The organism is Campylobacter sp. BCW_6871, from assembly GCF_001762325.1.
Taxonomy (GTDB): domain Bacteria; phylum Campylobacterota; class Campylobacteria; order Campylobacterales; family Campylobacteraceae; genus Campylobacter_D; species Campylobacter_D jejuni.
In genome coordinates, this window is sequence record NZ_MJWQ01000018.1 from 145,693 (window position 1) to 170,030 (window position 24,338).

At 30.2% G+C, this 24,338-nt stretch carries 25 protein-coding genes; 14 read left to right on the forward strand and 11 right to left on the reverse strand.

Annotation, left to right across the window (positions count from 1 at the left end; genetic code table 11):
- Nucleotides 1–151 precede the first annotated feature (151 nt).
- On the reverse strand, nt 152–1,348 hold the full coding sequence (gene metK, locus AJ930_RS01980) for a methionine adenosyltransferase (RefSeq protein ID WP_002861817.1): 1,197 nt from the start codon (nt 1,346–1,348) through the stop codon (nt 152–154).
- Nucleotides 1,349–1,487: 139 nt separating this feature from the next.
- On the opposite strand from metK, the gene sstT reads away from it, so the two are divergent.
- From sstT to aat, 13 genes are read left to right on the forward strand one after another with little or no spacing between them, the layout of a single operon-like run.
- Entirely contained in the window at nt 1,488–2,711 is a 1,224-nt protein-coding gene (gene sstT, locus AJ930_RS01985; protein ID WP_070274757.1) for a serine/threonine transporter SstT, read from the forward strand.
- 9 nt (nt 2,712–2,720) lie between these two features.
- Complete coding sequence (locus AJ930_RS01990) at nt 2,721–3,608, forward strand: aspartate carbamoyltransferase catalytic subunit (protein ID WP_052857573.1); 888 nt, start codon at nt 2,721–2,723, stop codon at nt 3,606–3,608.
- A 3-nt stretch (nt 3,609–3,611) separates the two neighbouring features.
- Nucleotides 3,612–5,333 (forward strand): M3 family oligoendopeptidase, encoded by a 1,722-nt coding sequence (locus AJ930_RS01995; protein ID WP_070274758.1) that lies wholly within the window; start codon nt 3,612–3,614, stop codon nt 5,331–5,333.
- Nucleotides 5,327–5,764: a hypothetical protein gene (locus AJ930_RS02000; RefSeq protein WP_002861821.1), complete on the forward strand. Its 438-nt coding sequence runs from the start codon at nt 5,327–5,329 to the stop codon at nt 5,762–5,764. Before AJ930_RS01995 ends, AJ930_RS02000 begins: the two co-directional genes overlap by 7 nt.
- On the forward strand, nt 5,761–7,836 hold the full coding sequence (locus AJ930_RS02005) for an ATP-dependent helicase (RefSeq protein WP_070274759.1): 2,076 nt from the start codon (nt 5,761–5,763) through the stop codon (nt 7,834–7,836). The genes AJ930_RS02000 and AJ930_RS02005 overlap by 4 nt, the downstream gene beginning before the upstream one ends.
- The gene (truB, locus tag AJ930_RS02010; RefSeq protein ID WP_002870522.1) at nt 7,833–8,651 is read left to right on the forward strand and encodes a tRNA pseudouridine(55) synthase TruB; all 819 of its coding nucleotides are present in this window, start codon (nt 7,833–7,835) and stop codon (nt 8,649–8,651) included. Before AJ930_RS02005 ends, truB begins: the two co-directional genes overlap by 4 nt.
- The gene (gene csrA / locus AJ930_RS02015; protein WP_002852854.1) at nt 8,645–8,872 is read left to right on the forward strand and encodes a carbon storage regulator CsrA; all 228 of its coding nucleotides are present in this window, start codon (nt 8,645–8,647) and stop codon (nt 8,870–8,872) included. The genes truB and csrA overlap by 7 nt, the downstream gene beginning before the upstream one ends.
- Nucleotides 8,869–9,636, forward strand: coding sequence for a 4-(cytidine 5'-diphospho)-2-C-methyl-D-erythritol kinase (locus AJ930_RS02020; protein ID WP_044780194.1), 768 nt, complete (start codon nt 8,869–8,871; stop codon nt 9,634–9,636). Before csrA ends, AJ930_RS02020 begins: the two co-directional genes overlap by 4 nt.
- Nucleotides 9,633–10,085, forward strand: coding sequence for an SsrA-binding protein SmpB (gene smpB, locus AJ930_RS02025; protein WP_070242916.1), 453 nt, complete (start codon nt 9,633–9,635; stop codon nt 10,083–10,085). Before AJ930_RS02020 ends, smpB begins: the two co-directional genes overlap by 4 nt.
- A gap of 10 nt (nt 10,086–10,095) precedes the next feature.
- A complete protein-coding gene (locus tag AJ930_RS02030; protein WP_002888338.1) occupies nt 10,096–10,698 on the forward strand; it encodes a TlpA disulfide reductase family protein in 603 nt (200 codons plus the stop codon).
- Nucleotides 10,698–10,988, forward strand: a complete 291-nt coding sequence (locus AJ930_RS02035; protein WP_044779145.1) for an ATP-dependent Clp protease adaptor ClpS — start codon at nt 10,698–10,700, stop codon at nt 10,986–10,988. Before AJ930_RS02030 ends, AJ930_RS02035 begins: the two co-directional genes overlap by 1 nt.
- Complete coding sequence (locus tag AJ930_RS02040; RefSeq protein ID WP_044779144.1) at nt 10,985–13,114, forward strand: AAA family ATPase; 2,130 nt, start codon at nt 10,985–10,987, stop codon at nt 13,112–13,114. The genes AJ930_RS02035 and AJ930_RS02040 overlap by 4 nt, the downstream gene beginning before the upstream one ends.
- Nucleotides 13,089–13,736 (forward strand): leucyl/phenylalanyl-tRNA--protein transferase, encoded by a 648-nt coding sequence (aat, locus tag AJ930_RS02045; RefSeq protein WP_044779143.1) that lies wholly within the window; start codon nt 13,089–13,091, stop codon nt 13,734–13,736. Before AJ930_RS02040 ends, aat begins: the two co-directional genes overlap by 26 nt.
- Nucleotides 13,737–13,758: 22 nt before the next feature.
- Here aat and cetZ read toward each other — a convergent pair whose 3' ends face one another.
- The 3 genes from cetZ to AJ930_RS02060 form a co-directional block, all read right to left on the reverse strand.
- A complete protein-coding gene (gene cetZ / locus AJ930_RS02050) occupies nt 13,759–15,048 on the reverse strand; it encodes an energy taxis response protein CetZ (protein ID WP_070274760.1) in 1,290 nt (429 codons plus the stop codon).
- Nucleotides 15,049–15,129: 81 nt separating this feature from the next.
- Nucleotides 15,130–15,756, reverse strand: coding sequence for a MarC family protein (locus tag AJ930_RS02055; RefSeq protein WP_079860114.1), 627 nt, complete (start codon nt 15,754–15,756; stop codon nt 15,130–15,132).
- Between the two features lie 14 nt (nt 15,757–15,770).
- Nucleotides 15,771–16,130, reverse strand: coding sequence for a methionine-R-sulfoxide reductase (locus AJ930_RS02060; RefSeq protein WP_002861829.1), 360 nt, complete (start codon nt 16,128–16,130; stop codon nt 15,771–15,773).
- An 89-nt stretch (nt 16,131–16,219) separates the two neighbouring features.
- On the opposite strand from AJ930_RS02060, the gene AJ930_RS02065 reads away from it, so the two are divergent.
- A complete protein-coding gene (locus tag AJ930_RS02065; protein WP_002870517.1) occupies nt 16,220–17,017 on the forward strand; it encodes a ferritin-like domain-containing protein in 798 nt (265 codons plus the stop codon).
- Here AJ930_RS02065 and pssA read toward each other — a convergent pair.
- The 7 genes from pssA to pglF all read right to left on the reverse strand — a co-directional run bounded on the left by pssA (nt 17,008) and on the right by pglF (nt 24,338).
- Nucleotides 17,008–17,736, reverse strand: coding sequence for a CDP-diacylglycerol--serine O-phosphatidyltransferase (pssA, locus tag AJ930_RS02070; protein ID WP_002859122.1), 729 nt, complete (start codon nt 17,734–17,736; stop codon nt 17,008–17,010). The two genes, AJ930_RS02065 and pssA, sit on opposite strands and share 10 nt — an antisense overlap.
- 9 nt (nt 17,737–17,745) lie before the next feature.
- A complete protein-coding gene (locus AJ930_RS02075) occupies nt 17,746–18,363 on the reverse strand; it encodes a phosphatidylserine decarboxylase (RefSeq protein WP_044779141.1) in 618 nt (205 codons plus the stop codon).
- The gene (gene ftsH, locus AJ930_RS02080) at nt 18,360–20,297 is read right to left on the reverse strand and encodes an ATP-dependent zinc metalloprotease FtsH (RefSeq protein WP_070274761.1); all 1,938 of its coding nucleotides are present in this window, start codon (nt 20,295–20,297) and stop codon (nt 18,360–18,362) included. Before ftsH ends, AJ930_RS02075 begins: the two co-directional genes overlap by 4 nt.
- Nucleotides 20,297–21,145: a 50S ribosomal protein L11 methyltransferase gene (locus AJ930_RS02085; protein ID WP_044779139.1), complete on the reverse strand. Its 849-nt coding sequence runs from the start codon at nt 21,143–21,145 to the stop codon at nt 20,297–20,299. Before AJ930_RS02085 ends, ftsH begins: the two co-directional genes overlap by 1 nt.
- A gap of 22 nt (nt 21,146–21,167) precedes the next feature.
- Nucleotides 21,168–21,560 (reverse strand): chemotaxis response regulator CheY, encoded by a 393-nt coding sequence (locus AJ930_RS02090; protein ID WP_032603349.1) that lies wholly within the window; start codon nt 21,558–21,560, stop codon nt 21,168–21,170.
- A 112-nt stretch (nt 21,561–21,672) separates the two neighbouring features.
- Entirely contained in the window at nt 21,673–22,566 is an 894-nt protein-coding gene (locus tag AJ930_RS02095) for a PDC sensor domain-containing protein (RefSeq protein ID WP_044793933.1), read from the reverse strand.
- Nucleotides 22,566–24,338, reverse strand: coding sequence for a UDP-N-acetylglucosamine 4,6-dehydratase (configuration-retaining) (pglF, locus tag AJ930_RS02100; RefSeq protein ID WP_044779137.1), 1,773 nt, complete (start codon nt 24,336–24,338; stop codon nt 22,566–22,568). Before pglF ends, AJ930_RS02095 begins: the two co-directional genes overlap by 1 nt.

Below are 24,338 nucleotides of genomic sequence, written 5' to 3' on the forward strand. Positions count from 1 at the left end.
CCCAAAGCTAAATTAATTTAGCTTCCTTCCTAACTTTTATATTTATGGGGGATATTGAAAAATATCCCTCTAAGTCAAAAATTAATACAACTTCATTAATTCTTTATAATTATACAAGCCTTATTTAAGCTTGTATAATATTGTTAATTTTTTAAAGCAGCTTTTTAAACTGTTCTAGAGCATCAAGTTGTTCCCAAGGATAGTCCTTTTGTCCTACTTGCCCACGAGCCGCTACATCCGCATAAAGAAAAGTTTCTTTACTTGGTTTATCCAGATGAAATTTATCACGGATCCAATTTGGCGTTAAAGAGAAGTTTTGCATAACAAAATCACTTAAAACATCATCATTTACACTGGTATTTGTGCCCATACAATCCACACTTACCGAAGTAGGTTTTGCAACACCTATAGCATAACTAAGTTGAACAATACATTTTTTAGCAAGCCCTGCTGCAACTATATTTTTAGCTAGCCATCTACCTGCATAAAGTCCACTTCTATCAACTTTAGTATAATCTTTGCTCGATTGTGCGCCACCACCTATTGGAGAATAACCTCCAAAACTATCTACTATAAGTTTTCTTCCTGTTAAACCACTATCATGTAAAGAAGAATGATTAATATATTTACCAGTTGGATTGATTAAAATTCTAGTCTTATTAGGGTCAAAAAGTTCTTTTGGTAAATTACTATCTAAGATAAGTTTCATCACCAAAGATCTTAAATCTTCTATTTTCATACTTTCAACACAAGGCGCAGAAACTACTATAGTATGAATACTTTGCGGTTTGCAATTTTCAAAATTCGCCTTAGTGCCATAATCAATAGTTACTTGAGTTTTAATATCCACGCCAAGTTCGTGTGGATTTGCTTTTGCATAAGCGTAGACTTTATCACATAGCATTCTTGCATAGCTAATGGCTGCTGGCATGTATTCTTCAGCCTCACAACTTGCAAAACCAAACATAATGCCTTGATCACCTGCCCCTGTTTCGCCATCTTCTTGATCAACACCTTGATTGATATCAGGGCTTTGTTCATTTAAAAACACCATAACATCAACTTCATCAGGATGCAAACACTGCTCTTTGTTAAAATGCCCTGCCCCATCATAACCAATGTTTTTTAAAACATCTTTAACTAAATTATCGTAATCAGCTTTACTAAGTTTGTGATTTGACTTAACTTCGCCTCCTATCACAACCTTATTTCCTGCGACAAAAACCTCACTCGCCACCCTTGAATTTTTGTCATTTTTCAAGAGTATATCCACTATCGTATCAGCGATTATATCAGCGCACTTGTCTGGATGACCTGCACTTACGACTTCTGAAGTGAATAGATACATAAAAAGTCCTTTCATTTAAAATGAACCACAATTGTATCCAAATAAACTTATCAAAGCTTGATAAATTAAAAATTCTCTAAAATTAAGCAAAAATTAGCTAAAATCAACTTCTGATATAAAAAATATTTAAAAGGTTTTTATGTTTTCTAAAATCATTCAAAGCTACGCTAAAGGCAACCTCATAGTTCAAATTTGCATAGGTATAGTACTAGGAATACTTATAGGCATTAGTTCTAAAGAAATATCTGAAATTGCAAATTTACTCGGAATACTTTTTACAAGCGCCTTAAAAGCTATCGCTCCTATGCTTGTTTTTATTTTAATTTTAACCTCAATTTGCACTAAAGATTTTTCTCAAAGTGGTGCTAAGATCAAAAATATTATTATTTTGTATATAGTAGGTACCTTTCTTGCTTCAGCTTGTGCGGTTCTTGCTAATTTTTTCTTCCCTATAAAGCTTGTTTTAGATGGAGTTCAAACTGCTACAAACTCATCTCCAACCCACATGAGTGAGATTTTTAAAGATCTTTTATTTAAAATTGTCGATAATCCTATAAATGCTCTTTCAAGTGGGAATTATTTAGGAATTTTAACCTGGGCAATAGCTGGAGGCATAGCATTAAAACACTGCTCTAACGAAGCAAAACAAGTTTTTATAGATATCAATGAAGGGGTTTTGAAAATTGTTAAATTTGTAGTAAAACTTGCTCCTTTTGGAATTTTTGGACTTGTGGCTAATTCTGTAGTACAAACAGGAGCACAAGGCTTACTAAGCTATATAAAACTTTTATTTTTACTTGTAGCTACTATGCTTTTTGTTACTTTTGTTATCAATGCCTTAATAGTTTTTTTTTATACAAGAAAAAATCCTTTTCCTTTGATTTTTATCTGCTTAAGACACAGTGCATTTTTTGCTTTTTTCACAAGAAGTTCGGCAGCAAATATCCCTGTTAATATGGCACTTTGCGCCAAACTTGGCATAGATAAAGAATTTTATGGCATTTCTATACCTTTAGGAGCTACTATCAACATGGCAGGAGCGGCAGTTACTATAGCTATTTTAAGTCTTACTGCAGCCAATACCGTTGGTATAGAAATCAGTCTTTTGCAAGCCCTTTTATTAAGCATTATTGCCACCTTTGCAGCTTGCGGGGCTAGCGGAGTTGCGGGTGGATCCTTACTGCTTATACCTTTGGCTTGTTCTTTATTTAATATAGACTATGATATTGCTATGAAGGTAGTTGCCATAGGTTTTATTATAGGGATTATTCAAGATAGTGTTGAAACTGCTTTAAACAGTTCTACAGATGTTCTTTTTACAGCAATTTGTTCTAAAAATGAATTAAATTATAATATCAAATAAGGTAAAAGTATGCGTCATCTCATCACTACAAAGGATTTTAATAAAGTCGAAATTATGGAGCTTTTTAAAGAAGCAAGTGATTTCTTAGATGAAAAACCTAGAACTTTTCTTAAAGGAAAAAGTATCACGACAATTTTTTTTGAAAACTCTACACGCACCCTTTCATCTTTTGAAAGCGCTGCAAGAAGATTAGGTGCTAGGGTTTTACGCCTTGATGTTTCAAGATCAAGCTCTAGCAAAGGAGAAACTCTTTATGATACTGCTGCTAATTTAGATGCGATGAGTCCTAATGCTATTGTTATAAGACACGCAAACTCAGGAGTTCCTTTGATATTGGCAAAGCATATGCATTGTCCAGTTGTTAATGGAGGAGATGGAAAACACGCCCATCCTACCCAAGCTTTGCTAGATTTATTCACTATTTATAATCATTTTCAAGGCGATGTCGAAGGTAAGAAAATTTGCATCGTAGGTGATATCAAAAATTCCCGCGTTGCAGCGTCCAATATAGAACTTTTAAGCAGATTTAATCTTGATATTACCCTAGTAGCTCCACCACATTTTATGCCTAATACCCATCTTAAAAAACATTATAAGCTTGATGAGAATATCATAGCAAATTCAGATATTATCATGAGTCTTAGAACACAAACAGAAAGACATAATAAAACCGTTTATGCTTCACTTAAAGACTATGCAAATGATTTTTGTATTCAAAAAAGCTTGGTAAAAGATAAAAAGCTTATTTTACTACATCCAGGCCCTGTAAATCGCAATATTGACATAAGCGATGAAATGATGAGTGATGAAAGAACTTTAGTTTTAAAACAAGTTAAAAATGGAGTGGCCATTAGAATGGCTGTTCTTAAAAAACTCATATTAGAAAATGAAGGATAAAAAATGTTAGAATGGGATTTAAGTGCTTTATTTCACAATAAAGAAGCGTTGCAAAATTTTACACAAGATCAAATCCAACAAAGTTTAAATTTTAAAAAAGACTATGAAAATAAACTCTATACATTAAATGCTAATGAGTTTTTACAAGCTTTAAAAGATTATGAAAATTTAAATCAAGCTCTTGGCAAAATCATGACTTATGCTTATTTGCTTTTTGCTAAAAACACTCAAAATGGTTCTTTTTACGCACAATACGAAGAAGAATGCAAAAAAATAGAAGAAAATTTACTCTTTTTCGAGCTTGAATTTTGTGAGTTAGTTCCTGAAAAAAGTCAAGAATTTACAACTTTTTGTAAAGATTATGATTTTTATCTTTCTAATTTATTGCAAAACAAACGCTATAATCTTAGCAAAAACGAAGAACGCATTATGCTCTATCTTTCAAATACAGGTGCAAATGCTTTTAGTAGGCTTTTTGATGAAAGTATGAGCGCTTTAAAAATCCCTTTTGAAGGTAAAAAACTTAGTGAAGAAGAAATTCTAAGCAAAATGTATGATGAAGATAGAAAGATACGCAAAAAAGCTGCTAAAAAATTCAGTAAAGTTTTGCAAAAAAATAGCAGACTTTTAAGTTTTATTATCAATATGATAAAAACAGAAAGAAAAAATATAAGCTTATTAAGAGGTTATGAAAATGCTGAAATTTCAAGACATATCAGCAATCAAATTTCACAAAAAAGCGTTGATTCTTTGATAGCAAGTGCGCAAAAACATTTTAACTTAGTATCGCAATTTTACAAAAGAAAAAAACAAATTTTAGGCTATGATGAGCTTAAAGACTACGACAGATATGCGCCCATAGGAAAAGAAGCAAGTTTTGATTTTAAAACAAGTAAAGATATTGTTTTAGAGGCATTTCAAGCTTTTTCTTCTCAATTTTATAATATAGCAAAAAATGCTTTTGATCAAGGCTGGATTGATGTTTATCCACAAGAAAATAAACAAGGGGGTGCTTTTTCACATTCTGCAACTTCTGATGCGCATCCTTTTGTTTTATTAAACTACACCGATAAAAGGCGTGATCTTTTTACACTTGCACATGAATTAGGACATACTATCCATCAAAAACTTTCTTACAATGTAAGCTACTTAAATCAAAACACACCTTTAACCACCGCAGAAACAGCTTCAGTTTTTGCCGAAATGCTCGTATTTGATTTTATTAAAGATAAGTTAAAAAAAGAAGAACTCCTATCTTTATATGCAAATAAAATCGAAGATATTTTTGCAACTTTTTATAGACAAATTAATTTTACTTGTTTTGAAAGACGCTTACATGCTCAAGAAAATGAATTAAGCACCGAAGAAATCAATAAAATTTGGATGGAAGAATCTCAAAAAATGTTTCAAGACAGCGTAAAACTTACAAAAAATTATGCTTCTTGGTGGAGTTATATTCCTCATTTTATCCATTCTCCTTTTTACTGCTATGCTTATGCTTATGCACAACTTTTAGTTTTAGCTCTTTATGGACTTTACAAAAGTAAAAAATGTGAAAATTTTAAAGAACTTTATATCAAAATGCTTTCTTTAGGTGGAAGTGTGAGTCCAAAAGAACTAGTAGGAATGTTTGGCTTTGATATAGAAGATGAAAATTTTTGGGAAATAGGCATAAAAGAAATTCAAAAACTCATCAATGAATTTATGGAGTTACAATCATGCTAGAAACAATCTTAAAAAATGAAAATTTTATCCATACCATGCAAAAGCATTGCTATGAAGTTATTTCACACCTTATAGAAGAAAATATAGAATTTTCCATAGTTGCAAATACAAATTTCATAGATTTTAACCCTGAACTTCCCAAAGAGCTTGATGTTAAACAAAATCCTTATGCTCTTTTTGCTCTTGGAGGATACACCTTTGAATCCATACAACTAAATAAAGATTTCATTCAATTTCACGCAGGTTTTGGAAATGATGATTTTGATAGTTTTGTAAAGGTTGATTTAGGAGCTATCACGCAAATTCAAATAGAAAATAGCATTTTATTTGTTAATTTTAGCCTTTATAAACGCGAAGATAGTAAAAATTTACAAAAATCTAAAAATATATTTTTAAATAATCCAAAAAATAAAGATATTTTCAAAAAATGAATCTATTTGAAGATTTAAATGATAGTCAAAAACAGGCAGTAAGCCACATTGATGGAGCCATGCTTATCCTAGCGGGTGCAGGTAGTGGAAAAACCAAAACTATCACCACTCGTCTTGCTTATCTTATCGGTGAAGTAGGCATCCCCTCGCATAACACTCTTACTCTTACTTTTACAAATAAAGCAGCTAGTGTTATGCGTCATAGAGCATTAAATTTTCTACAAGGCAATCACAATCCTTTGCTTTGCACCTTTCATAAATTTGGACTTTTATTTTTAAAACTCCATTTTGAAAGATTGGAGCGTAAAAATAGTTTTATTGTTATCGATACAGATGATACAAAAAAAATAATTAAAGACTTAATCCATGATAAAAACAAAGATAATGTCTATGATATTATCAAATACATATCTTATTGCAAAAATGAAGGCAAAAAAGTAAGCAATGTCTTTGAAGATTTAAATTTACTAAAAGAACATAATTTTGAAAAATATCAAAATGAATACAAATTTGCCAACTATTACCGTGCTTATGAAGAATACTTATTAAAACAAAATTTTGTAGATTTTGATGATCTTTTATTGCTAAGCAATCTCATTTTAGAAAATGATATAAATTTTGCCAAAGAACAAAGCTTACTTTATAATTACATTACAGTTGATGAGTATCAAGATACTAATACCTTACAATATAAAATTCTAAAAAATCTATGTTGTATGCATGAAAATATCACAGTTGTTGGTGATGATGATCAAAGTATTTATAGTTGGCGTGGAGCAAAAATTGAAAATATTTTAAATTTTCAAAACGATTTTAAAAATGTTAAACTTGTAAAACTTGAACAAAATTATCGTTCAGTAGGGACTATTTTACAAGCAGCAAATAATCTCATATCTCACAATGAACAACGACTTGGAAAAACTTTAATCTGCACTAAAGATACTGGGGAAAATATTAAAATATTAAAAAACGAAAACGAAAAAGATGAAGGTTTATATATCGCTCAAGAAGTGAAAAAATTGCTAAATTCTGGAGTAGAAGCTAAAGAGATCGCCGTTTTATTTCGAGTTAATGCACTATCAAGAGCAATAGAAGAAGCATTTATGAAGGAAAAAATTTCTTATAAACTGCTTAGCGGTATGCGTTTTTATGAAAGATTAGAAATAAAAGATTTAATCTCGTATCTTAGACTTATCTTAAATCCAAACGATGATTTGTCATTTAGGCGTATTATTAATCGCCCTAAAAGATCCATAGGAGAAAAAGCCCTAAAAAATTTAGAAGAATATGCAAAAAAACGTCAAATTTCACTTTTTGATGCCTTATGTGAAAGCGATGGCGGTGTAGGAATTTTAACAACAAAAAAAGCACAAAATGAAGCAAATATTTTTATACAAAATATTCACACTCTAAAAAGCTACGATAATGCAAAAAAGGTTTTTGATAATATAGAAGAATTATTTAAAATCAAAGATTATTTTTCAGAGCAAGATGATGGAGATGAAAGAATCAGAAATCTTGATGAGTTTTATGCTAATCTAAGAGAAAAACTCAAAGAAGATCCCGAAGCTTCTTTAGAAGATCTACTTAGTGAAATTTCTTTATTAAGTGATCAAGATAATTTAGATGAAGAATGTGTTTGCTTGATGAGTATTCATGCTAGCAAAGGTTTGGAATTTGATTATGTTTTTATAATAGGCTTTGATGAAGGATTTTTTCCTTTAAATAGCGAAGAAAATCTCGAAGAAGAACGCCGTCTTGCTTATGTTGCCATCACTCGCGCCAAAAAATTTCTCACAATAAGTGTTGCAAATTCTCGTTTTTATCATGGTTCAAGAGCAAATATCAATCCTAGTCGCTTCTTAGAAGAAAGTAAATTAATCAATGAAAAATCAAAAAATCAAAATATACAAAAAACTAGCTTTTGTAAAGGAGATCTAGTTAAACATAAAATTTTTGGCATTGGCAGGGTTGTTGAAGTTAATAAAAGAGGAAAAGAGGAACAGCTTAATATTAATTTTGGCGGCATAATGCGTGTAATCATGGCAAGCTTTGTGGAAAAAGCAGTATGAACAAGATCTTTGCAGCCTTTAAACCAAGGGGTTTGAGCTCTAATGCCTTTTTAAGCACTTTAAAGAAAAAATATAAAAATAAAAAAGCAGGATATTCTGGCACTCTTGATCCTTTCGCCAAAGGGATTTTAATCGTTGCATTTGGACAATACACAAAACTTTTCCGTTTTTTAAAAAAAACTCCAAAAACCTATAAAGCTACTTTATGGCTTGGAGTTTACTCCTTAAGTCTTGATGATCAAAATATAAAAGAAATTAAAAATATAAAAGAATTTGATCTTGCAAATTTACAACAAATCGTTGATCAAATGCAAGGAATTATCTCCTATACACCACCGCAATTTAGCGCCAAAAGAATCAATGGAACTCGCGCCTATGAACTTGCAAAAAAAGGTATAGAAGTAAATTTAAAACCTTGTCAAATGGAAGTATTTGATTGCAAGATCTTAAGCTATAATCATCCTTTTTTAAATATTGAAATCACAGTCAGTGAAGGTGCTTATATAAGATCTTATTGCGAACTTTTTGCTAGAAAACTAGGTATTAATGCGACTTTAAGCTCTTTAGAGCGCATTAAAGAAGGTAAATTTGTTTATAATAATGAGAAAAGCTTAAATGTGTTAAAATACATTAACCTAAAGCCAAATTTTATCAAGAATTTAAGTAAACTCGAAAATGGTGCTAAAATTTTTGTCGAAGAATTAGAATTTCATGATGAAGGAGATTATTATATTGAAACAGAAAAATATTTTAGCGTAATTAATATTAAAGAAAATACAGTAAAATATCTTCTAAATAAGGTTGAAAAATGTTAATATTATCAAGAAAAGAAAATGAAAGTATAATTATCGGAGAAGGTATAGAAATCAAAGTCGTTCAAACAGGGAAAGGATATGCCAAAATAGGCATAGAAGCTCCAAAATCTCTTATGATACTTAGAAAAGAACTTGTTCAACAAGTAAAGGATGAAAATTTGCATTCTGTTGTTCAGAATGATATTAAACTTGATGACTTAAGCAAAAAACTAATCAAATGAAAGCTTACGCTAAAGCAAATATTTTTTTAAAACTTACCGGTTTTGACTCAAGAAAATATCATCTTTTAGAATCACGATTTATACTTTTAAAAGATCTTTTTGATGAGCTTGAGCTTGTTGATAAAGAATCAGACTCTAAAAAAGAATTTGAAATCATTAGTAATTTTAAATGCGAAAATAATATTATTCAAAAGGCTTACTTGCTACTTTCTAAAAGATATAATAACGAATTAAAAGAATTATTTAGCAAAAAAAGCCTAAAACTCACAAAAAATATCCCAGTATGTGCTGGACTTGGCGGTGGAAGTAGCGATTGTGCGAGTTTTTTACTACTAATGAATGAAACCCTAAATTTAAAATTAAACCTACAAGAACTTATAAATTTAAGCATACAACTAGGAAGTGATATTGCCTTTTTTTTAAGTGGCTTTCACTCTGCTAATGTAAGTGGCTGTGGTGAAATTATAAAAGAATTTGAAGATGACACACCTAATTTAAAATGGACTTTTCCACAAATATCTTGCCAAACTAAAGCTGTTTATGATGAATTTGATAGAGGAATATTTGACTTTCAAAAAAACAATAATCAAGCGCAAATCTACAAAAAACTCAGCACAAAAGAGTTGTTACAAAACTTTAAAAACAAAGAATTAAATGATTTATTTACTCCTTGTGCAACTTTATATCCTAAAATGAAGTCTTACTTACAAGAAGATTTTTTTCTAAGCGGTAGCGGTAGTAGTGTTTTTAAGGTTGATCGATGAAAATTATTGCGAGAAATAAAAAAGCTTTATTTGATTATAGGATCATAGAACGCTTTGAAGCCGGAATTGTCCTTAAGGGAAGTGAAGTTGTAGCTTTAAGAGCAGGAAGAGCAAATCTTAAAGACTCTTTTGTTCGCATTATAAAAAATGAGATTTTTTTACTTAATTCTCATATTTCATTGCTTCATACTACACATTCTTTCTATAAACACGAAGAAAGAGGTGCTAGAAAGCTTTTAATGCATAGAAAGCAAATTGATAAATTATTAGGTAAAGTAAGTATAGAAGGATATACTATCGTTGCATTAGATCTTTATTTTAACACAAAAAATAAAGTAAAAGCCACTCTTGCTTTAGCTAAAGGGAAAAATTTGCACGACAAGCGTGAAACTTTAAAGAAAAAGCAAGCCGATTTAGAAGCTAGAGCTGCTATGAAAAATTATAAATAAAGGAAATTAAATGAAAAAAATTTTAACCCTATTTTTAATAAGTTTAGCATTTTTTCTTAATGCTTGCTCCAAAGAAGAAGAAATTCAAAATGATTTTATGTTTGAAGAGTATCACAAAGGAGATAAAATAGTATTAAATAGTGTAAATGGTGGAAGCAAAACTTTAATAAGAACAGATAAAGGTTTTGTGGTAGAAGGAGAGGAAGGAAAAGTTCTAATGTTTGATTTTTTTGGCACTTTTTGCACCCCATGCAAAGAAGAAGCTTTAGATCTTAGCAAACTTTGGAAAAATAATTCTAGCAAATTTATCATTATAGGACTTACACATTTTGAAGATGTTAGCGATGAAACAGTTAAAAAATTCGCAGATGATTATGGTGCTTACTATTTTCTAAGCAATGGCAGCTCTAACGATCGTATTATTGCTCAAATTTTAAAAGATATAGACTATCAAAATATGGAGCAACTTCCTTTTAAAGTTGTTTTAAAAAATGGAATTTATCAAAAAATAAGCGATTACTGGAATAATAATACTCCAACAAATTTTTATCTTGGCAAAATTCCAACAGAACTCATGCAAGAAGATTTAAATAAAATCTACAAAGGAAAATAATGCCAAAAACCCAAACTCTAGAGCAAATAAAACTTAGTGAACCAAAAATGTATAAAGTTATACTCTTAAATGATGATGTAACAACCATGGATTTTGTCATAGAAATTTTGATGAATATTTTTCATCAAAACCTTGAAAAAGCAAGTCAAACAATGTTAGAAATTCATCACAATGGTTCTGGAATTTGTGGCATTTACACTCAAGAAATAGCTCTTTCAAAACAAAAAAAAGTTATAGATGCGGCTAAACTTGCTAATTTTCCACTACAAGCAAAGGTGGAAGAAGAATGAAATACCAAGAAAATTTACAAAAATATCTTGATAATGCCAAAAATCTAAGCTTAATAAACCACCATGAATTTGTTACCTGTGAGCATGTACTGTTTGCATTACTAAAACTAAGCACTGATTTTAAGGATATATTTGAAGAATTTTCAGATGGAGATCTTGAACTTCTAGAAACTGAATTAAAAAATTACATTTCTCAAAACAATCAAATTATTAAACAAGAAATAGAACCTACAATATCTGTTGTTTTAGATGAAATCTTACTTTCACTTAAAAATAAAAATAATGAAATTAAAATTATAGATTTTTTAGAAAAGCTCATACAGGATTCAAGAAGTTATTCTAGCTATCTCTTAAAAAAACACAACATAAATCTTAACAAAATTCAAGAACTTCAAAATCATGAAAATATACAAAATTTAAGCAACCACACAAGTGATTTAACACTTTTAGCTCAAAATGGCAAGATTGATCCTTTAATAGGAAGAAAATTTGAACTTGAAAGAATGATGCAAATTCTTTCACGTCGCAAAAAAAATAATCCTATTTTAGTAGGAGAGGCAGGAGTTGGCAAAACGGCCATTGTAGAAGGATTAGCATTGGCTATTGCGGAAAAAAAGGTGCCTAAAAACTTACAAAATGCAAAAATTTTTAGTCTTGATATGGCTAGTATACTTGCGGGAACAAAATACCGTGGAGATTTTGAGAAAAGAATTAAAGAAATTTTAAATGAACTTGAGAAAATACCCAATGCTATTTTATTTATTGATGAAATTCACACTATAGTAGGAGCTGGAAGTACAGGAGAATCTCATACTGATTTTTCCAATCTTTTAAAACCGGCTCTAAGTAATGGAACTTTAAAATGCATAGGTGCAACAACTTTTATGGAATATAAAAATACTTTTGATAAAAATAAACCCCTAAGTCGCCGTTTTGCTAAAATAAATGTAGATGAACCAAGCCAAGAAGAAAGCTTGCAAATTCTGAAAGGATTAAAAAACAAATATGAAGAATTTCATCATATAAAATTAAACGATGAAATTCTTCAATATGCTGTAATTTGGGGTAAAAAATTTTTTAATGATAAATTTTTACCTGATTGTGCTATAGATCTGGTCGATGAACTTGGTGCTTCTTTTGCTTTAAATCCAAAAGCTAAAAAAAATGCCAATTTAAAAGATTTAGAAAATGTTTTAGCAAAAATGACCCACCATCACAAAATGTTTGAATTCGATCAAAATAAAGCTTTAATGAATTTAAAAGCAAATTTAAAAGCAAAAATTTTTGGCCAAGATGAAGTTATAGATAGCCTTGTTTCATCACTTAAGCAAAGTTTCGCAGGATTTAAAAATTCCAATACACCACGCGGAGTGTTTTTGTTTACTGGATCAAGTGGAGTTGGAAAAACAGAACTTTGCAAAACTTTAGCTGAATTTTTAGGTTTAAATTTAGAACGCTTTGATATGAGTGAATATGCAGAAAAACATACTATAAGTAAACTAATAGGATCTCCAGCTGGATATATAGGTTTTGAAGAGGGTGGACTTTTAAGCAATGCTATTCGCAAAAATCCTTTCAGTCTTGTTCTTTTTGACGAAATAGAAAAGGCTCATCCTGATTTAAGTAATACCTTTTTACAGATTTTTGACAATGCTGAACTCACCGACAATAGCGGTCTTAAAGTAGATTTTAAAAATACAATCATTATTATGACATCCAATCTAGGACTTAAAGAAAGCAATGAGCTTGGTTTTTTAAGTAAAAATGAAGAAAAAAGTAATCGTGCTATCAAAGATTTTTTTGCTCCAGAATTTATTAATCGCATTGATAAAATTTTGCATTTTAATGATTTAAACGATGCTATACTTGTTAAAATTATCGAAAAAGAACTTGATGAAATTTCTAAAAATTTAAACAATATAAAATTATCAGCGGACGATAAAGCCAAAATTTATTTAGCTAAAAAAGCCTATAATAAAGAATTTGGAGTAAGGCTTTTAAAACGCATAATTTCTGAGGAAATAGGAGAAAAAATCAGTGATGAAATTTTATTCGGAAAGCTTAAAAAAGGCGGTATAGCTAAAATCAAACTTGGTAAAAATGGAAAGCTCGAATTTATATTCTAAATTACTCAATGCACCTAAAAATGCTCCTGTATTTTTAAGTCAAAATTTAGAAGCTGATTTTATTGTAAAAGCTTATACTTTTGGTCTATTCCCATGGACAAGTAAACCTGTAACTTGGTGGTGCCCAGATCCTAGATGCATTTTAAATCCAAATCAAATTCACATCCAAAAAAATATGAAAAAATTTATTAATCTCTATCAAATTAAACTTGATTATGATTTTTTAAAATTAATTACATTATGTCGCGATACACGCTCTCAAAGCTGGATAGATGATGAATTTATTACCACTTATTATAAGTTATTTACCCAAGGCTATGCGCATAGCCTTGAACTTTATGAAAATAATGAACTTATAGGTGGAATTTATGGTTTAATTTTAGGCAAGGTTTTCTTTGGTGAAAGCATGGTAAGCATTAAAAAAAATGCATCTAAAGTTGCCATGATTAAACTTTGTGATTTATTAAAGCCTTATGATTTTATCATAGATTGTCAAGTTTATAACCAACATTTAGAATTTATGGGTGCTCATAATATTTCTAGGAAAGAATTTTTAAATATTTTAAAAGAAAAATGCAATCAAGAAAGTGGTTTTAAAAATTTTAAAGATTTAATTACTTAAAAAATAAGCGTGAAAATCACGCTTATGACATTGCTTTAGCAACTTCAGCAGAGCTTTCACGAATTTTCTCCATACATTCTCTTGCTTCTTTTGCAAGTTCAACACTCTGATTAACATCCTCTAAACCGCTTTTAATACTCTCAACCACTTGTGATGTAACATTACGAATAGAATTAATCGTAGTGGTAATTTCATTAACTGAATGCCCTGTTCTTTCAGCTAAATTTCTTACTTCATCAGCAACAACAGCAAAACCTCTACCATGTTCACCAGCACGTGCTGCCTCAATAGCAGCATTTAAAGCAAGCAGATTAGTCTGATCAGCAATATCACTAATAGTCTGAATAATAGATTTAATTTCATCTGATTGTTGATTTAATGAGGAAACAAGATTTGAACTTTGAGACATCATATCAGCAATATTCTGAACATTTGAAACAGTGTTTTCAATTACACGATCTCCATCTTGAGTAAGATTATCATTTTTTTCTGCAAGTTCGCTTATGAGGCGAAGTTTTTCTTGATCTTTTTTAACTTGTTCGCTTATATCTGTAGCAAATTTAATAACCTTGTAAATTTTCCCATCATCATTTTTAACCGGATTATAACTTGCTTCAAGGTATACTTTTTTATTATTTCTTCCGTATCTTATATATTTACCTGATTGAAATTTGCCCTCTCTTAAATCTTCCCAAAATTGAACATAGTCCTTAGAGTATCTATAATTAGAATCACAGAACATACTATGATGCTTTCCTTTAATCTCATCAATATTAAAATCCATAGTTCTTAAAAAATTTTCATTAGCCGTAATAATAGTCCCATCAGGTTTAAATTCAATAATAGCCATAGAACGATTAGCAGCAGCAATAGTATTTCTAAGATCAAGCATTTCATAATGTCTTTGAGTTATATCATTGGCAAATTTAATAATTTTATAAACATGACCATTATTATCACTAATTGGAAGATAATTTGCTTCTAAATAAACATCTATCCCTCCCTTAGCTATACGTCTAAAAAGACCACTTCTAGCTTTTCCATCTCTTAAATCTTTCCAAAAATCACTATATGCTGAAGAATTAACAACTTCAGGCAAACAAAACATACTATGATGCTTGCCCTTGATCTCTGAAAGGGAGTATTTCATAGTTGTTAAAAAATTTTGATTTGCCTCTAAAATAACGCCATCGGTGGTAAATTCAATTACCGCCATGGTATTCCCAATAGATCTTAAAATATCTCCTAAACCATTACACTTTTTTTCAAGTTGTTCAATTATTTCAGTATTGTTTTTCTTAGCACCAAACATAAAACTCACCTTTTTAATAATAAATTATTTTAAAATTATATCATAATTTATATAGTATTATTTACTTAAAATTATATTAATTTATAAGTTAAATATATCTTTTAAACCTACAATAATCATCTTAAACCCCATAGCAGCAATAAATACTTGTGCTATACGAGAAAAAACATGTAAAATCAATTTTCCAACTATTTTTTCTATAGTAGCTGCAAAATGAAAAAGTATAAACATAAAAATAAAAGCTATCATTACTCCGCCAAGAGCAACATCAAGCCCACCATCTTCGGCTATAACGATAATACTAGCTAAAGTTCCAGGCCCAACAAGCATAGGAAATGCCATAGGTATTAAACTCTGTCTTAAAATTTCCTTATCATCCATATCCTGATAAGAACTAAAATCCTTAGTTGCAATTTTTGTTGAAAAAAGTAAATTTTTAATAGCCATTATAATAAGGACTAAGCCACCAGAAACCCTTAAATCATCTAATGAAACTCTAAAAATATAGTTCATAAATAAAGGTCCTGATAGTAAAAATACCAAAACTATAGTAAAAGCTGTATAGAGAATAGTTCTAAAAAGTTTTTTTCGAAGCATTAAAGGCAATCCATCACTCATAGCCAAAAATTGAGTTAAATTACCAAAAGGATTTAAGATGGCAAGTAAAGTAATTGCAGCAAAAAATATCAAATAAAGCTCAGAACCCATACTAGAAAACACTATCAATCCTTGGTTTTTACAAATTCCAAAGAAATAGAATTTACACAATGTCTTACATTTTTAGCAGAAAACCCTTCTCCTTCAAAAACATGACCTAAATGTCCATTGCAGTTTGCACACACAATCTCGGTTCTAATCCCATCTTTATCAGGAATTCTTTTAATAGCCCCTCTTATTTCATCATCAAAGCTAGGCCATCCACAACCTGATTTAAATTTATCTTCGGATTTATAAAGCGAAGCTCCACATTGCTTGCATTGATAAATTCCTTTTTCATAAAAATCATTATATTTCCCACTAAAAGGAGCTTCTGTTCCTTTATTTAAAATTACTTTTTTTTCTTCTTCATTTAATTCTTTCATGATCTACCCTTGTAAAATAATTTTTATATTATATAATTAAAATTTCAATTTTAAATGATAAATTTTTATAATTTTCAAGAAAGTTTTAAATGCAAAAAGAATTTTTTCAAGAGCTTCAAAATATTTTATATGAAAAAAATACAAATATAAAATTTCACTCTTTTCAAAATTTTTATGAAGACTTTAAAAGCCACAAATTTATTTTTAATCACGAGAATCAAAGCATTTTCAAAAAAAATACATCACAACAAATTACCTTACTTCATCCTACGCGTATAAGAAGACCTAAATTTGTCAATTCAACTCATGCGCTTGCTAAAATAATTCATTCAGTCGCTCATATAGAATTTAATGCAATTAACCTGGCTTTAGATGCGAGTTATCGCTTTAAAAATCTACCTTTGCAATTTTATTACGATTGGCTGGAGGTAGCAGATGAGGAAATTAAACATTTCAAACTTTTAAATTCAGTACTTGAAGAACTTGGTTACAAATATGGAGATTTTCCAGTGCATGATAATTTAGAATCTGCTCTAGAAGCTACGAAAGACTCTTTAAGCTTTAGAATGGGAGTAGTTCATAGAGGTTTAGAAGCTAAAGGGCTTGATGCCAACCCATTTGTTGTTCAAAAACTTGAAAGCTCCAATCACTCCATTAAAAATCTTTTAATGGAATATCTTGAAATTATACTTAATGATGAAATAAAACACGTTAAAAAAGGAGATACTTGGTGGAAATTTTCAAATCAAAACAAGTATGATTTTATCGAGCTTTGCAAAACATTTAAACAATTCTCTCTTGCAGGAAAAAAACTTAACATTCAGGCAAGAATCAAAGCTGGTTTCACTCAAGAAGAATGCGAAGTCATTGAAAAATTTTACTCTTGATTTCTTATCTTAAATTTTGAAACAATAATGGTATATAAAACCCGAATAATTCCATAAAGCACATACAAGCTTGCTAAAATTACTAAACTTTCAAGGGGATAAAGATATAAAAATGAAAATATTATAATTAATATAATTAAAACTTTTAAAACGCTAGAACGATTAAAATCAAGCTTTTTAAAGCTGGGATAGCGTATATTACTTACCATTAAAAGCCCCAAAATTGCTTGAAGCACCAAAAAAACTACACCATAAGGCTTTAAAAAATCATAACTGATAAACGCATAAGTCCATATAGCACTCACAACTGCTGCAGTAGGTATAGGAAGACCTATAAAAACAGAAGGTTCATAAGTGCCTGTGGTAACATTAAATCTCGCCAAACGAATGGCTCCAAAAACCACAAAAAAAGCCGTAATCAAAGATCCAAGTTTTCCAAAATCATAACCTATAGCCATATAAAAAAGAACCGCTGGAGCAACTCCAAAAGCTACTAGATCAGCTAAAGAATCAAATTCTACTCCAAATTTTGAAGTAGAATTTGTAAGTCTTGCAACACGGCCATCAAGCCCATCGCAAATCAAAGATAAAATAATATAAATCAAAGCTGTATAATAATTTCCATGTATTGAAGCTATAATAGAAATAACCCCTAAAAAAGCTGAAGCAGCTGTAAAAAGATTGGGTAAAATATAGATTAATTGCGGTCTGTTATTCATTATTTTTCCTTACGCAAAATAGCCTAACAATGAACCTGCTTTAATTTCATCATTTAAGCCTATATGAATTCTAGTATCTTTTGGTAAAAGTAAACTTATAGAGCCATTAATTAAAAAACCCATTCTATCTCCTGCTTTTAAATCATGAGAAATATTATCGAGCTTTAATTTTCTATCAAAAGAACCTGCATAAATTCGCAAAGCTATCGTTTTATTCTCTTTAACTTTTGCCAAAATAAAAGCTCTTTCATTCATCATTTTTGCAGATTTTAATTCACTGCACAAAAAAAGCCCGTGTCGTAAACGAATATCTATTATAGACATTGCAAAAGGTGTATTAAAATTCCCAGCATCATAAAGAGCATTTTTAATAGTAATTTCAACACATTCACCTAAATCTTTATGATGAATATTTTCTATTTTAGTAACCCTGCCATCTATAGGTGCAAAAATAGCTTTTTCATCACTACAAACAAGTTCTCTTTTGGGTGCTCTAAAAAGAAAAATACAAATTACAATTAATGCTAATAGTAGGATGGAAAAAGAATAAAAAATCCACACAAAAATAAAAATCAAGCTTAAAATAATAAGACTTAAATATCCATCTTTTGCAATAAAATCTTTCATTCTTCTACTTTAACTTCAATTTTAACTTCTTCGAGCTCTTGCAAACGAGTTGGTAGACTATTTTGTTCCTCAAACTCTTTAATAATCTCACGCACTTTAGCGCCTTCAATAGTCTCTTCTTCATAAAGGGCTGCTACCATAGTCTCAATCGCTCCTTTATAAGTATTTAAAGTATCTTTAACATCTTTATAGCGTTCATCTAAGGTTTTCTTTACATAATCATCTAAAGATTCTGCCATCTTTTCAGAATAATCTTTTATGGTTTGTCCACCACTTAAGAAAGTATTTCTTTGTTTTTCAAGCACCATAAGTCCTGCAATTTCACTCATACCATACATAGAAACCATAGCTTTTATGATATCAGTTGCTCTTTCTAAATCATTACTTGCACCCGTTGAAATTTCACCTATAAACACTTCTTCAGCTGCACGACCACCCAAAAGTACATCTACTTCAGCGATAAGCTCATGTTTTTGCATTAAAAATTTATTTTCCTCAGGAGTATTTAAAGTATAACCTAAAGCCGCAAGACCACGCGGAATCACAGAAACCTTACTTACACGTTTTGCACCTTTGGTAGTTTCAGCGATTAAAGCATGACCACATTCATGATAAGTAACAATTTTCTTTTCTTTTTCATTAATACGACGTGATTTCTTCTCAAGTCCTGCTATAGCTCTTTCAACAGCTTCAACTAAATCATTTTGTTCTACATATTTTTTAGAATCCCTACCCGCTAAAAGCGCCGCTTCATTAATAATATTTGCAAGATCAGCTCCTGCAAGTCCTGCGGTTAAGCGTGCTATGTCTTCTACCTTAACTTTTGGGGAGATTTTTACATCTTTCATGTGCACTTTTAAAATATCACACCTACCTTTAAAATCAGGTTTATCAACCAAAACTTGTCTATCAAACCTTCCTGGTCTTAAAAGTGCTGCATCTAAAACTTCTGGGCGATTTGTTGCTGCTAAAACAATGACTGGGGAACTTTCTGTCCCAAAGCCATCCATTTCAGCCAAAAGCTGATTTAAAGTTTGTTCTCTTTCATCGTTTCCACCCATCATGCCACTTGCCGCACGACTTTTACCAATAGCATCTATTTCATCTATGAAAACAATAGCAGGAGCTTCTTTTTTTGCATTTTCAAACAAATCTCTCACACGAGAAGCGCCTACACCCACAAACATTTCTATAAAAGACGAGCCTGAAACACTAAAAAACGGCACATCAGCTTCACCTGCAACTGCTTTTGCAAGCAAGGTTTTTCCTGTACCTGGAGGCCCAACAAGCAAAAGCCCTTTTGGAATTTTCGCTCCCAATTTAATATATCTTTCAGGATACTTTAAAAAATCTACAATTTCTTTTACTTCTTCTTTAGCTTCTTCAACACCAGCTACATCGCTAAATTTTACTTTAGGTTTTTCTGAATTTACAAGTTTCTTAGAACTTCCTATACCCAATATAGAACTTCCCATATTTTTTTGCATACGACTTGCCAAAAACATCCAAATACCAAAGAAAATAAATACTGGCAAAACCCATGAAAAAAGTATATCCGTAAACCAATTTGTTTCAGAATACGCACCATAAGCGATATTTTTACTATCTAGTAAACTCACAAGCTCAGGATCGTTAACTTTTTTTGCTGTATAAACAGTATTGTGAGAGCTTGAAATTGCTTTGATTGTTGTTTGTCCTATACTAACTTGATTGATTTGTCCACTTTCAATAAGCTTTTTTAACTCAGAATAAGGGACATTTTTATTTACTTCATTACCATTCAATGCCCTACCAAAAGAACCATTGCCATCAAAAAATCCCTTAAAAATAATTATCATTATAATTGCAAAAATCGCAAAAATAAAAATGGGATTTTTGTTAAAAAAATTATTACCCTGCGGATTACCCTTATTATTTGGGGTATTATTATTCATTACTTATCCTTTTTATTATTTTTATATACAAAACTACACCACTCATTGATTTGCATTTCATCAATGAGTTCTAAATCTTGAAATTTTTCTTTAATTCTTGTTGAATATTTATCTAAAATTCCTGACAAAATAAGTATAGCATTATCTTCTAAATGGTTTTTAATATCTTTTTCTAAAATTAAAATCACATCTGCAATGATATTTGCAACAATTAGGTTATATAAACCATTTGCTTTATCTATAGATCCACACCAAGTCTTATGAAAATCGACATCATTTAATCTTGCATTTTCCAAAGAACTATCGATAGCCAACTCATCAGTATCACAAATTTCAACATTACAGCCAAACTTTGCCATGATAATACCTAAAATTCCACTACCGCAACCAAGATCTAAAGCTCTTAATTTACTTTTAGAAAATTTTTGTAAAAATTTTACACAAGAATATGTGCTTTCGTGATGTCCTGAACCAAAGGCTAATGCCGGATTAATCTTTATATTTATACAATTCTTTTTTTCTTCTTGCCAAGTGGTATGGATGTAAACATTATCCACTAAAATAGGTTTTATACCTTTTTTATATTCTTGTATCCAGTCCTTGTTTTCTTTCTCTATAAGACTTAAATTAGAAATAATTTTATGGTTTAAATTGAAAGTAGTTGTAAGTTTTTGAGCAAATATTTCAAGTGCCCATGAAAGATCTTCTAAACTTTCATGGGATCTAATGTAAACACCATTATCTTTCTCTTCTATGGCTTCTATACCTAAATCAAAAACAAAATCAAGAAATAAATTTTTATACCGCTCTTCTACGATAAAGAACAATTCGTAATATTTTTTTTGCATTTAGAATTTTAAAAATCAGCCTTTACTCAGCTGCACCTTCTCCACTTCCTATTCCTAAAACATCTTCAAGTTTTTCCTTTAAAACTTGTGGAGTAAAAGGTTTTACAATATAGTTATTTACGCCAGCTTTTAAAGCAGTAATCACTTCAGCTTTTCCGCCCTCAGTTGTAACCATGATAATAGGCATATCTTCATATTTTTTCTCTGCTCTTACTTTTTTTACCAACTCCAAGCCGTTCATTTCTGGCATATTCCAATCTGTAATTAAAACTTTTACATCTTCATTTTTAGTTAATAAATCCCAAGCTTCAACGCCATGCTCAGCTTCTAAAACATCATCGTGTCCAAGTCTTGTTAGGGTATTTTTAATAATCCTTCTCATAGTAGAACTGTCATCAACAACTAACAATTTCACAATTTCGTCCTTTCAAAGTTTTTATAGTTTTATTTTACCCTTTTTAGCCTTATTAATCAAGCTAAAAAATTTTAAAAAATAGCATTATATCATCTTTTATTTAAAATTTTACTCAAATATTATTATTTTTATACTTAACCGTAAATAAATATACACTTAAACCTAAAAGAAGCAAGCTCACTCCACCGATAAGATAAATCGCATAAATCATCTGAGAAAAATCACCAATAGCAAGTTTAAATACCAACATCAAAGCTTCTATAGCCAAAGCAATGATAATAGAACCTAAAAATCTCACCATAGTTTTTTGAATTCCACCTTCTTCTTTTTTTGTCCTTCCTAATACTTCTTGTTCGATCAAAGTTTTTGCCAAATCAAAAATAGCTAAAGCCAAAGTTATAGCAATGGTACTTTCAAACATATGTTCTATACCTATAGCTTGATTATCAAAAAGACTAAAAAAACCTTTTTGAAATAAAAAACAAGTAATCACAAATAAAACCAGTGCGAAGCAAAAATATACCAAACGACTAAATTGAGTAAAAACAAACTCAAATTTTCCTGCTTGAATAATCTTTAAAATATCTTCAAGCTTGATATCAATACAAACAACAAAAAGCAAGTTATTTTTATCATCGTAAATTGGCATAGAAGCTGTCACGCAAAGCTCATTATTTAAAACCGAAGGATAAGGATCGCTCAAAACACATCGTCTTAATTTTACAGCTCTATAAAAATAAGAACGAGTACTTCTATCCTCACCCTGCCCTATTTCATGAGCCTTATTTAAGGAAATCGCATTTTCTATTTGCATGCCTGAAATATCTAAAATATACAAAGCATCAAAAACAACAACTTCATGAGCTATTTTATCTAAAGCTGTTTTAATCGTTTTAAGGTGAATGTCAGGAAGTTTATTAGGTAAATTTCTTGTTAAAATATAACTCATATAAGCTCTAGCGCGATAGCGATTATCTTCAAATCTTTGTATATCTTTTATATACATTATACACCTTCTTTATTGTGTTTAAATTCAGGCACAATCTTTAATAAAGCTTCTGAAATATCTTCACATATTTGTAAATTGTCTATCTCTTTATTAAGCCAATCAAGATCAACCTTTTCATTCTTTGCTACAAAAATACTCTCATATTGCGTTTTAGCATTATTTTCATCAATCAAAAGCTCTTCATAAAGCTTCTCGCCTTTTCTTAAGCCTGTGATTTTAATTTCTAAATCATTACGATTAGAAAGTAAAAGCATTTTTTTAGCTAAATCTATGATTTTTACAGGCTTACCCATATCCAAAACAAAAAGTTCTCCCCCTTTTGCAATAGCTCCAGCTTGTAAAACAAGTTGCACTGCCTCAGCCACAAGCATAAAATAACGCACTATATCAGGGTGTGTTAAAGTTAAAGGCTCATTATTGGCAATTTGTGCTTTAAATTTCGGTATCACACTACCGCTAGAACCTAAAACATTACCAAAACGCACACAAGCAACTTCAAAATTTTCATCACTCATATTTAAAGTATAAAGCTCGCAAACTCTCTTAGTACAACCCATAATATTTGTTGGTCGCACTGCTTTATCTGTACTTATCATCACAAATTTAGCTACTTTATTTTCTTTAGCACTGTCGCATAAAATTTTAGTTCCTAAAATATTATTAATTACTGCTGAATGTGGATTTTGTTCGCAAAGAGGCACATGTTTATAGGCGGCTGCATGTAAAATAAGCTCAGGTTTATAAGTTTTTAATACCTCATCTAAACTTTGCTTATCTAAAATACTCAGTAAAATAGGAGTAATTTTTTCTTTATATAAATTTAAATCATCATTGATCTTATAAAGATTATACTCACTATGATCAACCATAATAAGATGCTTAGCACCAAATTTAATACATTGCTTACAAAGTTCACTGCCTATAGTTCCACCTGCTCCACTTACCAAAACTACCTTATCTTTTAAAAAAGCCGCCACAGCACTATCATCTAAATCTTTTGGTTTTCTAGCAAGCAAGTCTTCTATACTGATATCTCTTGCTTCGTTTCTTGTAAAAGAAAATATTTTTACATCGCAAATACCATAAGCTACAAGTTCTTCAAAAAGTTTTTTAAGCTCTTCTTGTTCAAGTCTTAAAGCAATAATGGCAGTTTTTACCCCTTGTTCTACATAAGATTTTATTTTTTCTTTTTCTTCTACAATAAATTTATCACAATAAGTCCCTATAAGCTCTTTTCTCGCATCAACTACGCCTACAGGAAAAAGCCCTAAAGAACCTTCTTTTGCACCTTTTAACAAATGCAAAGCCTTAGAAGTTGCCCCTACTACAATACAAGGAGTTTCTTCTTCTTTCATTCTAGAAGGTTTAAAATCCACAAGCATTCTTTTGCTAATTCTTAAAGTACCTATAAACATATAAGAAAGAACAAAATCTATCACAATAGCACTTCTTGGAAAAGGATTAAAAAAATCACTAAAAAAATAAAAAATAAGAAAAAAACAAAACTCAGCTAAAAGTAAAGCAATAAAAATTTTTCTTGCTTCATTGAGAGAAAAAAATCTCCAAGCTACTTTATAAATTCTAAAAACAAACAAAAATGAAAGTTTTAAAACAAGCAAAATAATAGCAGAAATCATCATACCATGATAAAAAATACTCGGAATATCTCCACTAAATCTCAAAGAAAAAGCCAGATAAACGCTAAGTAAAATTAAAACAATATCTAAAGTTAAAAAAAATGCTAATCTTTTGCTTTTATAAAAAATCAT